Annotated in this window: 9 protein-coding genes; all 9 read right to left on the bottom strand. The window is 38.9% G+C overall.

The window, feature by feature from the left end; genetic code table 11:
- Positions 1-131 precede the first annotated feature (131 nt).
- Positions 132-1,514, bottom strand: coding sequence for a hypothetical protein (locus ACH2CJ_RS07050; RefSeq protein ID WP_394991599.1), 1,383 nt, complete (start codon positions 1,512-1,514; stop codon positions 132-134).
- Positions 1,515-1,795: 281 nt separating this feature from the next.
- Positions 1,796-4,906, bottom strand: a complete 3,111-nt coding sequence (locus ACH2CJ_RS07045) for a glycosyl hydrolase (RefSeq protein ID WP_394991598.1) — start codon at positions 4,904-4,906, stop codon at positions 1,796-1,798.
- A 57-nt stretch (positions 4,907-4,963) separates the two neighbouring features.
- Entirely contained in the window at positions 4,964-5,914 is a 951-nt protein-coding gene (locus ACH2CJ_RS07040) for an alpha/beta hydrolase family protein (RefSeq protein ID WP_394991596.1), read from the bottom strand.
- 6 nt (positions 5,915-5,920) lie between these two features.
- Positions 5,921-7,483 carry an amidase gene (locus ACH2CJ_RS07035; RefSeq protein WP_394991594.1) on the bottom strand — a complete coding sequence of 521 codons (1,563 nt, stop codon included), beginning with the start codon at positions 7,481-7,483 and terminating at the stop codon, positions 5,921-5,923.
- 130 nt (positions 7,484-7,613) lie between these two features.
- A complete protein-coding gene (locus tag ACH2CJ_RS07030; RefSeq protein WP_394991592.1) occupies positions 7,614-8,933 on the bottom strand; it encodes a M20/M25/M40 family metallo-hydrolase in 1,320 nt (439 codons plus the stop codon).
- Between the two features lie 117 nt (positions 8,934-9,050).
- Complete coding sequence (locus ACH2CJ_RS07025; protein WP_394991590.1) at positions 9,051-10,538, bottom strand: serine hydrolase domain-containing protein; 1,488 nt, start codon at positions 10,536-10,538, stop codon at positions 9,051-9,053.
- A gap of 56 nt (positions 10,539-10,594) precedes the next feature.
- Complete coding sequence (locus ACH2CJ_RS07020; RefSeq protein WP_394991588.1) at positions 10,595-11,662, bottom strand: DUF3500 domain-containing protein; 1,068 nt, start codon at positions 11,660-11,662, stop codon at positions 10,595-10,597.
- Positions 11,663-11,848: 186 nt separating this feature from the next.
- A complete protein-coding gene (locus ACH2CJ_RS07015) occupies positions 11,849-14,257 on the bottom strand; it encodes a glycosyl hydrolase family 95 catalytic domain-containing protein (RefSeq protein ID WP_394991586.1) in 2,409 nt (802 codons plus the stop codon).
- Positions 14,258-14,421: 164 nt separating this feature from the next.
- A complete protein-coding gene (locus ACH2CJ_RS07010; protein ID WP_394991584.1) occupies positions 14,422-15,516 on the bottom strand; it encodes a transposase in 1,095 nt (364 codons plus the stop codon).
- Positions 15,517-15,806: the final 290 nt, after the last annotated feature.

Here is a 15,806-nt window from a genome sequence, read left to right as displayed (position 1 = left end):
AGGCAAACAGCCAATTATAGCCGTGATGTTGCTGACTTTATAAAGTTTTCCTTATCAAAAACTATCAGTTCTAAATGAACCACCTACCACGATTTTATTTAGTTTCAGCATCCAATGACCATTTGCTCTGGTTACTGTTTTTTCGTTTGCTTACGAATTAACCACTCTTCTGGTACAGGTATTATACAAATATTCATAGACCGGTTGTCTGTTGAAAGCATGGCTGATTGTATTTGTATTTTTGTTCCATCGGGACTCATAGTTGGGTGTGGATGGTCGGCTGCGGTTGTTTTATGCCCTGATGAAAGTAGCATCATTTCACTTGTATTGCGGTCAATCAAATAAATATTTCTTGCAAAATCATCTCCCACCGCCCATCTTCCATCAGACGAAGCACTGACATGCCAAAGACCACTGCCACTTTTTGTTTGACCTACTATTATCATTTCTCTTGTACGAAGATTTACAATGCCCAATCCAGTTGGTTTTTCTCTGGTGCCTGATGGCCCCCAGTTAGCTTCCTGTCCAGGGTTGGCACCACTTACCGAAGTACCTTCTGCCACAGTTTTATTAGTACCAGCAACTTTTCGATGTCCCATAATTGCAATGGCAACTTCGTCTTTACCCGTAACCGCTTCGTGTGTTACCCATTCATAATCTGCTTCGGGATATAAAGGACGTAGTCCAGTACCATCTGCCATTACTGTCCAAGTACGTTGTGGAGATTTACCACCAGTTTCCCAGCAAAAAACAATTTCACCTGCTACCCAAGGATTAGTCTGTATATGACCCACCTGAAAGGGAACAGATATTACATGTTTGGTTTCACCTGTATTAATATTCATCGCTCCTATTCCTGCTGGACCTGCTCCCATATTTCTTGGTCCGAATGCAGTTTCGAGTTTAGTATCCTTCGGCAAATGCCTTGCAGCTTCTTCTTTCCCTATGCGGAAATACGCCCATTCTTCATCGCCATCTAATGCCATATCGCCTCCTGCTCCTAACTCTTTTGGTGTAGTACCACAAACTCGCTGATACACTGATGCTGATTTTAAGGTACCTGCCTTGCTATCAGCAAACAATTTTTCAAGGTTCACTTCTACTACTTGCATAGAATTGCTATTTCTACGTTTTGTTGAGTCTGTTTCTGGGTCTCTAAAAAAATACAATTTCATTGATTTGCGGGCGATATTCAACATACCCGTAAATCCACCTTCGGTTACCTGCACAATATCTCCAGTTTTTTCATTAACAGCCATTGCTTCCCCTTTTACTCTGTTGCTTCGGAATATCAACCATTGCCCGTCGGACGTCCATTGGTTATGTGTTTGATAAATTTTGGAATCGCCTTGGGGGGTGCTTGTTAAAAACGTGAGCAACGTACCAGTAAGAGGGTCTTTTATAACTTTACGTTCTGATGGAAACCGCTTGCCTATTTGAGAAGATGCCAAATAGGGTAGCATAAATAAAATCAGAATCACTTTTAAAGCCGATAAAATATATGTTTTTTTCATAATTTTTAGTTAGGTTTATTGAACTTTGGAAATTGATATTTAAGGTTGAAATAGAAAGAAAAGAATAAATGAATTCTAAATCTATCTTTATTAGGGCAAGAAATCAATTTTTGAAGAATGTAATTTTATGCAATCGTTATCGGGAACGTTCCCAGAATGGAATTCCCAGAATGAATTATATCAAAATTAAATTGTAGAAAAATGAGAATTGAAATTAAAAATGCTTTGGTAAGATATTTTACCAAAGCATTTTAGAAGAAGTTTTGAAAGTAGCATTTAGATTAATTTACAAATAATGTTCCTTTCTCTCTTGCCATTTGATTAATTTTAATAAGGTTATTATCAATACAGTTTCGGAGTTTACTTATTTCTTTATCCACTTCTTGAGTCAATTTTTCTCTTACTTCTTCACCTTGTTTAGTTGGGCGAAAATCACCTTGTGCTTGTTCAATCATCAAGTGGGCAAGTCGGTTATTGAGCTTTATTCCATAATTGAGAGGGTCTTGCACACTATTGTTTTTGGTTTCATGGATGTCGTTTTCAATCGTTTTGAGTTCATTTTCAAATTTCTTGATAGCGTCATTTATATCTTTATTTTTGGGGTTATCGCCCATTTTGTTTTTCAAATACGTTAGGTCTTCTTTAATTTTTCGGATATTAATAATGCCTTCATTTACTTCTGTTACCTTGTTGCGTACTTTCATCAAAAAATCAAATTGTGCTTGAAACTCTTCTTGGGTAGTTTTCAAACGTGGGTCTTTGAGAATCTCAAATTCTTGGGTTTGAGATTGCCCATTTACTGTGAGCCTGATTTGATATTTACCAGGAATCGCTCTTGGCCCCAAATTTGGTGAACCATAAAATACCATTCCGGGGAAAGTTTTATAGCCCAGATGACGCATGTCCCAAACAAAGCGACCACCACCAGCTTTTACTGTTAATAAATTGACTTTTTCCTTTGCCTTGTTGCTAAAAGTGCGAATAGTATCACCATCGCTTTCTAAAATATCAATTTTAACTTCTGTTTTTTCATCAAATTTTTTGAGAAAATAATGAATCATTACACCATTAGGATGATTTTCTCCTTCTAAATTAGTCTCTCTTCGGTTGCTTCCTGCCATGCGATAGGTAGGCATTGGTTTATACAAAATTGTTTCCTTTGAAGCAATTTCGTTGTTGAGTTGATGTAATGGAGTAAGGTCATCAATGAGCCAAAAACTGCGTCCATGCGTAGCTGCGATAAGATTATCATTTTTTATAGCTAAGTCATGTATCGGCACAGGTGGTAAATTGAGTTGTAATTTCTGCCAGTTTTCACCATCATCAAACGATACCCATATACCTTTTTCTGTTCCTGCATAAAGTAAACCTTTACGTTTTGGGTCAGCTCTCACCACTCGCACAAATTCTTCTTTTGGAATATTTTTGGTAATAACCGTCCAAGTTTTTCCGTAATCTAAAGTTTTGTAGATATAAGGTGTATAATCTCCAAATTTGTAAGAAGTAGCGGCAATATAAGCCCCACCTTTTACAAATGGATTTACTTCCACGGCATTAATCATATTAAACTTTGGTGACATAGGTGGCGTAACATTTTTCCAGTTTTTCCCGCCATCAGTAGTTACATTTACGAAACCATCGTCCGACCCAGTCCAAATTTCACCTTCATTATAAGGCGATTCGGTTGCGGCAAAAATATTGGCATAATATTCTGCACCAGTATTATCTTGCGTAATGGGCCCGCCCGAAGATTTGATGGTTTCGGGTTCGCCTCTTGTCAAATCGGCACTAACAACTTCCCAACTTTCGCCACCATTATAGCTTACGTGTAAATAGTTAGAGCAAGCATACAGTTTTTTAGGGTTATGAGGACTAAAAAATACAGGGTAATTCCAGTTGAAGCGATATTTCATTACCTCTGCACCCGAACCTGCTGGAAGGTCGGGATATACGTTTGTGGAGCGTTCTTGCCCTGTAGCGATGTCTTGCATAGTCATATAACCCTTGTAATCTCCACCAAAAACAACATCGCTGTTCAAAGGGTCGGGAGCTAAATGGGCACTTTCGCCTATTGCGAGAGCCATCCAATCTTTTTCGGTGATAGCATTACCAGTAGAGCGGTGTGAAATCCTAACGCTTGAGTTATCTTGTTGAGCCCCATAAATGCGGTAGGGGAAAAAGTTATCGGTAGAAACTCGATAGAATTGTGCTGTTGGTTGGTTATGATAAGTTGTCCAGTTATTACCACCATCATTCGATACTTGAGCCCCACCGTCGTCTCCAATTATCATTCGTTGGTTATTGTCGGGGTCAATCCAAAGGTCGTGATGGTCGCCGTGCGGGGCATTTTTCAATTCAAATGTTTTGCCACCATCTTTCGAGATGCCATAACTTACATTCATCACATAAACTAAATCTTCGTTTTGTGAATCGGCATAAATGCGGCAATAATACCAAGCTCTTTGCAATAAAGCCCGGTCTTGATTGATTTTTGCCCAAGTTTTACCCGCATCGTCTGAGCGATAAACACCGCCTGCTTCTTGATTTTCGATGATTGCCCACACCCGATTGGAATTTTTGGGAGAAATCGTAACGCCAATAATACCATTGATACCTTTGGGCATACCTTGTTTATCGGAAAGGTTTTCCCAAGTTTCGCCGCCATCGGTGCTTTTCCAAAGTTTAGAATCGGGTCCACCACTATCCATGCGATAACCGTTGCGTTTCATGTTCCATATACTGGCATACATAATACGAGGGTTATTTGGGTCAAGTACCAAATCGGCTGCTCCTGCTTGGTCGTTGATGTATAAAATCTTCTTCCAAGTTTGTCCACCATCACTGCTACGAAAAATACCTCTCGTTTCGTTTGGTTTCCATAAATTCCCCATGGCAGCTACATAAACCAAGTCAGGGTTTTTTGGATGAATACGAATGCGAGCAATATGTTTAGAGTCGGTTAAACCTATATTCTTCCAAGTAGTTCCTGCATCCATTGATTTCCACATTCCAGAGCCAGAAGCAACATTATTACGTAATGTTTGTTCGCCTTCTCCAACAAAAATTACATTTGGGTCACTTTCGGCAACGGCAATGGCTCCGATTGTTCCACCAAAATAATTGTCAGAAATGTTTCCCCAAGTTTGTCCTGCGTCAGTAGAACGCCAAACGCCTCCGCCAACTGCACCGAAGTAGTATAAATTGGGTTTGTCTTTCACGCCAGTAACCGTGCAAGAACGTCCTCCCCGAAAAGGGCCTAATTCTCGCCATTTCATTCCTTCATAAATTGAGGGATCGAATGTTGATGAAGAACTGACTTTAGCTTGTTGAGCAATAGTGAAATTACTCAAAAAGAGCAAAATAATTAGATAGTGAAAAGTTTTTTTTATCATAATAGAGTTTAGGTTGTTGATTGGGTAAGTTTTGAAAAGCAATTTACGAAATCCTTTTTATAAATCATCAATCAAATCTAATGCAACATTTTTTAATATTTCATGTGTACCTTCAAAAATGGTTAACGTAATTTTCTTGGAAGATTTTTGGTACAAAATTGCTCGATTATCTATCGTTTTTATCGTTTTTTTTACGGGAAAAGTCTGTGTTTTGAGCATTGTGTTAGCATCTTCTGCCGATACATAGCGAGTATCATCCGTTTCGTTGGCATCTATCAAAAGTTTGTTGTAAAACTTAATAGATTGTGAAATCGGCACTGAACCCGTGTAACCGTCATGAATGCCTGCATAAATTTGTAAACTACTCTTTTTACGTTTTTTGAGAGGGGTTTCCCAAAACAAAGGCGAGCGTTCTCTTGCTTTTTGGTCATCAAAAACACCATTTGCTCCTGTGCATTGAATGATTTCGGTAGCATACTTATTTTTTCTTTCTACCGACTCTTCGTACCAAGTTGCCAAGTCAGAAATAGACGACCACGCCGAAAATGCCCGAATATTATGTCGAGATTTCATATACATTGCCATCGTTGCGTAGCCGCCGCCGCTATTTCCCACCACATAAATATTCTTTTTATCGACATTCATATTTTTTAAAGCCCAATCAATGGCTTCGTCTATGTCGGCAATGACAAATTCACTGCAACAGGCTTTTGGGTGGTTGTTTACACCTCTGAAATTTGGAAAAATGTAATTCCAGCTTTTAGCATGGGCTTGTTCGGCAAGTATATCTTTCTGCGAATCGGCCGAATTGCTCCAAGAATGTAGCTCAACTACCAAAGGTTTTGGTTTGGAAGCCGTAGATTTATCGTAATAAAAAACCTGGGTGTTTTTATCTAAAGACGACTGAATACTGTCTTTTTTTAGAAAGTCGGGGCGTTGAGTTGATTGTGAATAGGTAAATCCTACCAGCATCATTGCTGCGATAGTCAAAAGCAGTTTTTTTGTCATTTTGTTTTAGTTTTTGATAGTTGGTGGCACTCGGTGCTTTGTTCCCTGTTCGTAAGAGTAAACCAATTTGATTAAGGTAGGCTCGGCATACATTCTACCCAAAAATTGAATTCCTGCGGGTAAGTTTCCCGATGAGAAACCCATTGGAATGGTAAAAGCTGGTTGACCTGTGTGAGGAGCAATAATTTGGCTGTTATCACCTTTGTAATCCTTTAAATAAGAATTGACTTCAGCCGGTTTGTTATTCCAAGTTGGATATACAAGAGCATCCAAATTCAATTTATCCATCTGGTCTTCAATGGCTTTGCGAAAGGCAACTCGTCTTGCATCGGTATAAGCGTCCAAACATTCAATTTCAGGATTTACTGCCCTTCCTTTGTTTTTTGCATTACTGTTCAATCTATCGGCTACTTCTTTGGTTTTTGTACCTATTCGAATAATATCTTCCAAAGTCTTCAAGGTATCACTTTTCACGTATGTAGAGAGGTAAGATTCAATATCGGCTCTAAACTCGGCACACCATTGGTTTTTTCGCAGGTTTGAAAAGTCTGGCACAGTCACCGTGTCAATAATGATAGCACCCATAGATTTCATATCTAACAATGCTTTTTCAAATAATGCTTTAATTTCAGGGTCTGGATTTGCTTCACTGAGTTCTCGAAGTACGCCAATTCTCGCACCTTTTAGTCCATTTTTTTGCAGAAATTGAGTATAATTTTTCATTCCCTTACCATCTGAATATTTTGTTAGGGCATCTTTTGGGTCGTAACCGACCATGATTTCCATCACCCTTGTTGCATCTTCTACCGTTCGACACATCGGACCCACCACGTCATTTCTTAGATAAAGTGGGACAATTCCAGCTCGACTAATCAAGCCCAATGTTGTTCTAAAACCCACCAGCGAACAATGAGAAGAAGGGCCTCGAATTGAATTTCCCGTATCCGTTCCCAAACCAACAGTACCAAAATTAGCGGCGACCGAAGCCCCCGTTCCCCCGCTCGAACCCGCAGGAACGTGTGCTAAATTATACGGATTTAGCGTTTCACCGTGCGTAGAGCTAACCGAATGATAAGGTGTAAAAGCCCATTCCGCCATATTGGATTTGGCAATAACGATAGCACCAGCTTTTACCAATTTATCAATGACAAAAGCATCTGCATTGGGAATAAAACCCTTCAATGCGATGGCTCCCGCCGCCGTTGTAAGCCCTTTGGTTTGGATATTGTCTTTCACAATGAGCGGAATTCCGTGCAGCGGTCGCAGTACTTTGGTTTTTTTGTATTCTTCGTCCAAGGCTCTGGCAATTGCCATCGCTTGTGGATTTATACGCGTGATTGAGTTGATTTGTTTATCAAATTTTTGGATACGGTCTATGTAAGTCGCTACCAATTCTTGACTCGTAAATGTACCTTTTTTATAGGATGAGTGGACTTGGGCGACCGTTAATTCTGTGACATTGATAGACTTTGTTCCATTCGTATTCTTTTTAGAATTAATGTTTGGTTGAGAATAGACGCATCCTACCAGCATGATTGCGGTGATAGTTAATAGGAATTTTTTTGTCATTTTGATGGACGAGTATAGCATTGTTAGATAAAATTATACTTATGATGACATTTTGATACATCTTGAAATATCTCAGAATAGAAATAGCAAAAATAATAATTGGTATCAGTCACTGAAATATTTTTTTAAATCAAGGGTTTACCATGCCTGCTTCAGCAATAAGAGTCAATAAAGCCAATTGAATCGCTTTATATCCTTCATCATCGTACCACCATTCATTTAATGCATGGGCATTCCCTGATTTACCACCTCGACCTATTGTAACCGCAGGAATGCCTTTTGATATAGGAATGTTTGAATTGGTAGAACCACGTGAAATTTTTGGAGAAACGCCAAAAGAGGCTACGGCTGCCATTGACCGCTGAATTAAAGGAAGATTTTCTGCTAACTCACCAGAAGGACGATCTCCAATTTTTATCACGTCAACTGTGAGTGCAGGTCCTATTCTTTTCATGGCATTGTGTTCTTGTAAAGCTTGTTGAACCGAAGCTTTTAAGATCGAATCAACTTGATTGAGATTTCCTGGAAATTCTGAACGCATATCTACTTCCATCCAAGATTCAAAAGCAATAGAGTTGACCGAAGTACCACCGCCAATTCTTCCTACATTATAGCTTGTACGAGCCCCAGTTCTGGTAAACTTATCGGCCGCCTTTGAAAAGTAATGAATAGCCGAACCCAATGCGTGCTGGGGGTTTGCCAAACCAAATGCTCCCCAAGAGTGTCCACCGGGGCCCTTGAAGGTAATACGATAGCGGTAAGACCCCAGCCCCATTGTGTTTACTCGTCCAATATCTCCTCCGTCAATCGAAATCCACGAATTTATTTGGGGACTTTGGTTACCGAAAAGATGCTTTACTCCCCTTAAATCGCCAAGTCCTTCCTCTCCAACCGAGCCGATAAAGAAAATATCGGATTGGGTTTCTATTTTTGCTTCTTCCAATGCCCTCAAAACAGAAGCGACCATGACCAAGCCCCTTGTATCGTCACCAATGCCTGGGGCAAACAAAGTATCGCCTTTTATTTTTACTTTTACATTCGTTTCCTGTGGGAATACAGTGTCTAAGTGAGCATCAAACCCCACACGACTTTTGCCTTTTATTCCTTTGCGTAAAGCAATGACATTTCCTGCTTTGTCAATCCATACCGAATCAGCCCCTGCTTCTTTGAGCATCGAAGCGAAACGAGCCGCTCGTTTGTCTTCCATAAACGGAGGTGCAGGAATCTCGGTAAGCATAATAAGCTCTTCACGATTCCGTTTGTTTTGTGCTTCAATTGACTGAAAAGCCTTTTGTATTTGCTTATTCTTGATTAATTGGTCTATCTCTTTGGTGTATTGTGGTTCAACTTTTGCATTCCTTCCAGCTTCTTCATCTTGTGCATACGCATGAGTTGAAAGTAAACTAATAAATAGTCCAAGGAGAATACTGGTAAGTGTAATTTTTTTCATAGTTGGTTTTTGTTTTATTTGTCGATTTTTTAGTTTTATTGATTTTAGTAAATGTTGGCTTGTTTGCTCCAAATCATTCGAATGCTAAAAAAATATTTTGGAAGCTTGTTCGCTTCATCATTTCTTTTTCGCAGGAATAGCGTCCATTAATATAGAATAGGCTTTGTTTAAGGCAATATCACCTGCTTTAGCACCTTTATAATGTCCAAGGCGAACGACCACCAAATCGTGTGAAGGAATAATTGTTACTGATTGACCTCCTGCACCCAACATCATATAGGCATCTTTCGGAATGGGGCGAGCTGCATCACCGTTTATCCAAAATAAACCGCCATAGATTGGTCGTCCGTCGGCTACCCAAGGTTCGGCGAGTGTACTAACAAACTTTGTGAACCCTTCGGGTAAAATGCGGTCACCATTCCAAACGCCGTCTTGTAAATACAAATTTCCCAACCGAGTCCAATCTCGTCCTGAAGCAAATTCATATCCCTGTGTCAGAAAATTGCCATAAGGGTCGGTTTCCATAATCATTGTTCGAACGCCAATTTTGTCAAATAAGGCTTGTTGAGGAAAAGTATGATAGTTTCTTTTCAATTTTTCTATTCCTAAGCGATTAAGGTAATTTGTCAGAACTGGGTCAGAATTACGGTAACGACCAATGGTGTTTGGTAGCCATTGTTGAGGTAAATTGGCTGCATATTCAAACGAATTGCCCGCATCAGTGTATAAGTATAAATGGTCTGGGTAACCCAAAGCTGGGTCATAGTCGGGGTCTTGAGGAGCTCTGCAATACAAGCCACTGGACATGTGCATAATGTCCATTATTCTGATTTTTGCTCGGTCATCGCCCTTGCCTTGCCATTGCGGAATGGGGGCAGGTTGTTCTAAAGTATAAACACCTTGTCGGATTAGAATCCCCAAAATTGTAGCTGAAAGACTTTTGCCCATTGACCAACTTTCTAATGGCGTATCTTTGGTGATGCCTTCGGCGTAGCGTTCACCAATAATTCTACCTTTGTAAGTGACCACAAAAGCCGCTGTTTGGGCGTCCGCAGTATCAAAAGCCGCATTAACTGCCTGTTCAACCTTTGCCATGTCAATTTCGGAAGGCGTGGGGTTGCTTGGTAATACATCACCCATTGGCCACGGAGTTGTAGCGGCATTGGGTAAGTTACGAGGAACTTTTATGGGTTTGTAGTATAACGAATTACGACCTTCGGGTAAAGTTACACAGCCTTGGTCGCCAGTATAAATAGCAGTACGAGTAACACTATTGGGCAACGTAATCGAAACAGTTTTTTTATTATAATCAATAATGGGTTTACCTACTTTGGCACGCTCAGCATAAGGGCTTGAAAAATAGCCCACATTTTCGGCGGCAAAGTCAGGCTTTAGTCCTGTAATGAAAACTGCCGAACACATTATTTTGGCAAAGCCAGAAGTATGGTGCGAAAGTGCGTCGCCTGGAGGGGCTTTATACGGTGCTGTTTTTAACGCAAGTTCGGCAGCCCGTGCAATCATTTTGCTGCGTGAATCTTGAGCGTTGACACTCATATTGCCAAAAAGAAGTAAACCTAAGCAAAGAACTTTAAGTATTCGAATCATATTTGGATTAGGGTTTATTTTTGATAAAAAACTATTCTTTAACAAGTTCAGTTGATTCAATGTTTTGATTCTAAGTAATGTTGTTTCAAAATATCTTCACCAAAATCGTTTCCTTTTTCACGTAGAATTGCGTGAATATGGTTGCCATCATTTTGAAAACCTACGTTGTCATATTCAATCAAAAAATCAGGCCCATTGATGATGTAATAATGCGGTTTGTTGTTGTCGATGCTACCAACCCACGCAAAATACACCTTTTCGATGCCAGATTGCATGATTTTATTAAATAATTGATGAGCTTTTTCGTGTTCAAAATTGTGGGTATATTCTTGAATCAGCATTTTGAAAATTGCTTTTTGAGTTTCGTCAAATTGCTGGGCAGCAATGCCATAATAACTTGTAATGCGTTGTTTGGCCTGTGGCGAAGTGATAATGTCTTTAGGAACATCCTGTTTGAGAATAGCCACCGATTTTTGAGCATCTGTAAGGGCATTGATGAGCATAAAACCATAGTCTTCTTCTTTGCTCAATACCCTTAATCCCGAATATTTTCCAAACTTTACTTCCGAAGGGTCAGTACCAATAAAGTAGGGCGATATAGATATGTTTTTACCATCAGAAGTAAGACTTAATGCCATGTGGTGTCCACCAAAATTAAGTCCCCAAGGTGTTTTTGCATTAGGTTTTCCCCAAATAGAAATATAATAATTGCCATAAGCCCATTTTAGGTTTTGCATTTGGGTCAGCATTTTTTGATTGATTTTATTTTCGTCAAACATAGTTTGATAAAGCGTATTCAAAATATCATCTAATTGCATGATACTGGTGGTTTTCAAATAGCCTTGTGAACTGAGCATGGCAGAAAGCACCCGATGAAATGCCATTCGACTTTTATCGGAAAGTGACCCATAGGCAATGCCTGGTCGAGGTACCATGCCCACAGGCAAATTCGTCCACTTGAAACGAAGGCTATCTTTAAAGTCATACACTGTCTTTTTTGTTTCCTCAGCATTGAGCGTATTGAGAAAATAATTGGTTGATTCTGTCAGAGTTTGATTGGCTTGCGATTGGGCATTAATAGCCCCAAAAACGCACAATAAGAGCGTCAGAAGGTGTTTATTCATGGTTTGGGGGTTTAAGCGATTAAATTAGATGGATAATCACCTATCAAATATAATAGAGTTTTTTAATATTTTGACAGATTTTTGCCAAAATGATTTTAGAGGAAGTGATTGTGTAGAAGGAGCAAGTTGTAGCAATAAAAATATTTGACAACTTATAGAAAGTTGTCAAATACTGAAAAATAAACCTTACCAAACAATCACCATCTTCTGCCCAGCAGTCAATGAAATTTGCTTAGTTTTATTACCAGAAATTAAAGTAGTTTTTCCGCCTTTTTTTGAGAAAATTATTAGTTTTTTGAGCGTTTTATTGCTCCAGTCCAATGAAACCTCAAAACCACCTCTGGCACAAATACCTTTTACTGAGCCACTTTCCCAAACATCTGGTAGTGCAGGAAGTAAGCGAATTTCGGTCGGGCGGCGTTCCACTTGGTCAGATTGCACGAGCATTTCGGCAACGGCTGCTGCTCCGCCAAAATTTCCATCAATCTGAAAAGGTGGGTGAGCATCAAATAAGTTTGGATAAGTGCCACCGCCTCTTACATAATCGGTTTTTACACCGTCTGGCTCAACGTAGTGTAACAATTCACGGTACATTTTATAGGCATGATTACCGTCCCATAGCCTTGCCCAAAGATTGATTCTCCAACCTTTGCTCCAACCCGTTGTTTCATCACCTTTTATTTCCAACGTTTTTCTACAAGCATCTGCCAAAGCAGGTGTTTTGAGTGGTGTAATGTGGTTTCCAGGAAAAAGTCCAAATAAATGCGATTGGTGGCGGTGTTGCGGTTCGGCATCTTCCCAATCATAATACCATTCCTGCAAATTACCTTTTTTACCAACCTGATAAGGGTAAAGTCTTCCATAAGCATCCTCAAGTTTTGCCCTGAAATCGGCATCAATATTCAATATTTTTGAAGCCTTGATGGTCTTATCAAAACACTCACGAATCATTGCTAAATCGGCACTTCCTCCATACATTGTTGCCCCTTTGTAGCCATCGGGAGCAATGAAGATATTTTCAGGAGAAGTTGATGGTGAGGTAATTAGCTTCCCATTATTGTCTTCTACGAGCCATTCTAAACAAAACTGTGCCGCTCCGTGCATAAGGTCATAGGCTTCATTTTTCAAGAAATTTTTGTCTTGTGTAAATACATAATGTTCCCACAAATGCGTACTCAACCACGCACCCGCCATGTTCCAGTTTGCCCAACTGGTGCCACCCTGCCCAAATTGTCCAACAGGATTACTCATTGCCCAAATATCAGAATTATGGGCGGCCGTCCAGCCGTTTACACCGTAGAATGTTTTTGCCGTAATTTTTCCAGTTGTGGCAATATTTTTAATAAAACGCATCATTGGAGCGTGCATTTCACTCAAATTAGTGTTTTCGGCAAGCCAATAATTTTCTTCAGCATTGATATTCGTCGTATAATTACTGCTCCACGGAGGACGAATATATGGATTCCATATTCCTTGCAAATTGGCTGGAACGCCCAGCGTGCGTGAGCTACTGATGAGCAAATAACGGCCATATTGAAAATACAAAACCTCTAAATTTTTATCTTCTTCACCTTTGGCGTAGCGTCTTAACCGCTCGTCGGTTGGTAAATTTGGAGCAGTGGTTTTTCCTAAATCTAAACTTACACGCTTAAAAAATTGCTGATAGTCAAGCAAATGTGCTTGCTTGATTTGCTGAAAAGATTTGACAAAAGCCTTCGTTAAATTTGCCGAAGCAATGGCGTTGTCATTCAAGCCTTGGGTTGCTGGATTTTTATCGAAACCATTAAAACTTGTTGCAATTGATACATAAATCAATGCTTCGGTAGCATTTTTTACACCTAATGTGCTGTCGGTGCTTACGATTACTCCACCAGTATTTTTGATTTTAGCCAAAGTTGTAAACCTTGTTCCTTTGGTTTCATCAAAAACTACTGGGTTGTTGCTTTTTCGATAACTTGGCTCAGCATGAGTAGGTGCGTAGCCTTTTACTTGGAAAGTATTATTTACCGCAGTAATCTTATATTTAAGTAAACTATTGAATTTTATATCGAAACTCAAAGCCCCTTTTTGACTGCTGGTGAGCTTAATAACCATGATTTGGTCTGGCTGTGAAACAAAATATTCTCGAGTAAATTTTACGCCATTAATTTCGTAACTAACTTTTGAAACAGCCTCTGAAATGTTCAGTTCTCGATAATAGTTTGTTGCGTTTCCTTCGGAAGAACTATTGATAAACATTGTTCCTAATGGAGCAAACGATTCGGAGAATGTTCCTTGCAGTTTTTTGTTAAGTTGGTCGGCTAATTTATAATTTTCATTTTTGAGGGCTTCACGAATCGCAGGCAGATTTTTATAGGCTTCTGGACTCATATTGGCATTGACTGGTCCGCCCGACCAAAGCGTGGCATCATTAAGGTAAATTTTGTCGGAATTTACACCGCCAAAAACGGTTGCACCTAATTTTCCATTACCCAAAACCAAACTTTCTTCAAAATATTGAGCAGGTTGTTTGTACCAAAGCGTATTGGTTGATTGAGCAAAAGAACTAATGACTGAAAAGAAAGCTAAAATGATTGTGTAGCAGTATTTTTTCATAAGATTAAGAAGGGGTTGAATTTGTTAGCAAATGTAAAAAATGAGAGCTAAAAAACATACCTGTTCTTACTTGTTCTTCAAAATTCGTTGATATTGTGGATAGAAATAGGTTTTATTCACTTAAGTTACGCAAGATTAACTTTTATGTAGTGATATCTGCTATATTAGGGTACATTTATGCTTAGGGAGTATTTTTTCTTTTCAAAAACACTGTTAAAATATTCAAGTGCTTTTTCTAAGAAAAGTACAAAATTTGATAGGTGATTTTGCCATAATTCAATACCAACTCTAAAAACACTCATAGCAGGGGAACCGTGTTTTAAAGGTGGGTATTTCCTTTTATAACCCTTTAAACCGTAAATTATAGACAATGTATATGCCAGAACGATTAAAGCCATCATTAGTTTAATCTTACGAGAAGATTGCAAGTGCAATGCTTCCAAATCAAATCCGTTAGATTTCAAATGCTTGAATAATGATTCTATTCTATACCTTAATTTATATAACTCTACGGCTTTATTTGCATAAGCTAAGCTCGTTATTAATCGTAGTATTTCTATCTTTCCATTCCTATCTTTATAAGCTGTAAGAACAAAAAAATAAGATTCACCATTAAGTTCAAAATCCTTAAAAAAGGCTTGCCCAATTCGCTTTTTGGCTTTTTTTTCTAATTTTTCTATGGATTTACCTGTTGCGTTAATAGCATCATTATAATTTTTATTTCTAAGCCTAATTACAAAAGACAATCCACTGTCTTTTAAGTATTTTAGCCATACACTTCCTATATATTCTCTATCACCTATTAGTGTTTTTCCTAAGAGTTTTAACACCTTTAAAGCACCTATAAGTAATGTTTTTCTCTGTTTTTGGTTGCTAATTCCTAAACGCCCAAGCTCTATCCACCAAATAGGAATAGCAACGCCTTTGTAAAGAATACTCAATGTTAGAAAGTGGTACGTCTGACCGCCCCATTGCCAAGAAGTACCATCTATAATGATAATTTCTGTCATTTTTTTTAGAAGACCTGCTGAGGTTTCTAATAAAATTAGCCAAACGTATTTTTGCTCTAAACTACTCCAAAACCAACGCTTGATACGCTGATAATGTGAACGACTATCTGTTTGAGTATTGCCCAAAAACTTGCCAACGCTTCCCTTTAATTTCCATAAACAGACGGTTTGACGGTCTAAAATCAAAGCCACCATGAGCAGCGTATTTTTTAACAATCCTTCTTGCCATTCTGGATGACCTTCCCGCATCGGCGGTCCGATTAAATTTGTCCAATAGGTGAGCGTACATAATGCGTTGTTTTGGTTGCACAACAACAACAATTTATTTACCTCACTTATTCCTTTTGTACCGTATTATAGATATCTGCTTAAATTTACAAAAAACTGTCAATTTTACCAAAATCTAATCAAATTCATGAAACTAATAGCCGAATTTGACTTGTATAGTGATTATTTGATAGTAAATCAAGGACAGGCAACTGCAACTGATTTAGCTATGTTAGTGGACGGGCATTACTCACATGACAAAATTACAAGGT

Origin of the sequence: Emticicia sp., assembly GCF_043780375.1 — a bacterium.
GTDB lineage: Bacteria > Bacteroidota > Bacteroidia > Cytophagales > Spirosomataceae > Emticicia.
Note: the sequence above shows the minus strand (reverse complement) of the source record. Positions and strands in the feature narration are given on the sequence as shown.

Bases quoted from the DNA above. Each gene is read 5' to 3' on its own strand.
- ACH2CJ_RS07050 (WP_394991599.1), bottom strand. From the start codon at position 1,514: ATGAAAAAAACATATATTTTATCGGCTTTAAAAGTGATTCTGATTTTA.
- ACH2CJ_RS07045 (WP_394991598.1), bottom strand. From the start codon at position 4,906: ATGATAAAAAAAACTTTTCACTATCTAATTATTTTGCTCTTTTTGAGT.
- ACH2CJ_RS07040 (WP_394991596.1), bottom strand. From the start codon at position 5,914: ATGACAAAAAAACTGCTTTTGACTATCGCAGCAATGATGCTGGTAGGA.
- ACH2CJ_RS07035 (WP_394991594.1), bottom strand. From the start codon at position 7,483: ATGACAAAAAAATTCCTATTAACTATCACCGCAATCATGCTGGTAGGA.
- ACH2CJ_RS07030 (WP_394991592.1), bottom strand. From the start codon at position 8,933: ATGAAAAAAATTACACTTACCAGTATTCTCCTTGGACTATTTATTAGT.
- ACH2CJ_RS07025 (WP_394991590.1), bottom strand. From the start codon at position 10,538: ATGATTCGAATACTTAAAGTTCTTTGCTTAGGTTTACTTCTTTTTGGC.
- ACH2CJ_RS07020 (WP_394991588.1), bottom strand. From the start codon at position 11,662: ATGAATAAACACCTTCTGACGCTCTTATTGTGCGTTTTTGGGGCTATT.
- ACH2CJ_RS07015 (WP_394991586.1), bottom strand. From the start codon at position 14,257: ATGAAAAAATACTGCTACACAATCATTTTAGCTTTCTTTTCAGTCATT.
- ACH2CJ_RS07010 (WP_394991584.1), bottom strand. From the start codon at position 15,516: ATGCGGGAAGGTCATCCAGAATGGCAAGAAGGATTGTTAAAAAATACG.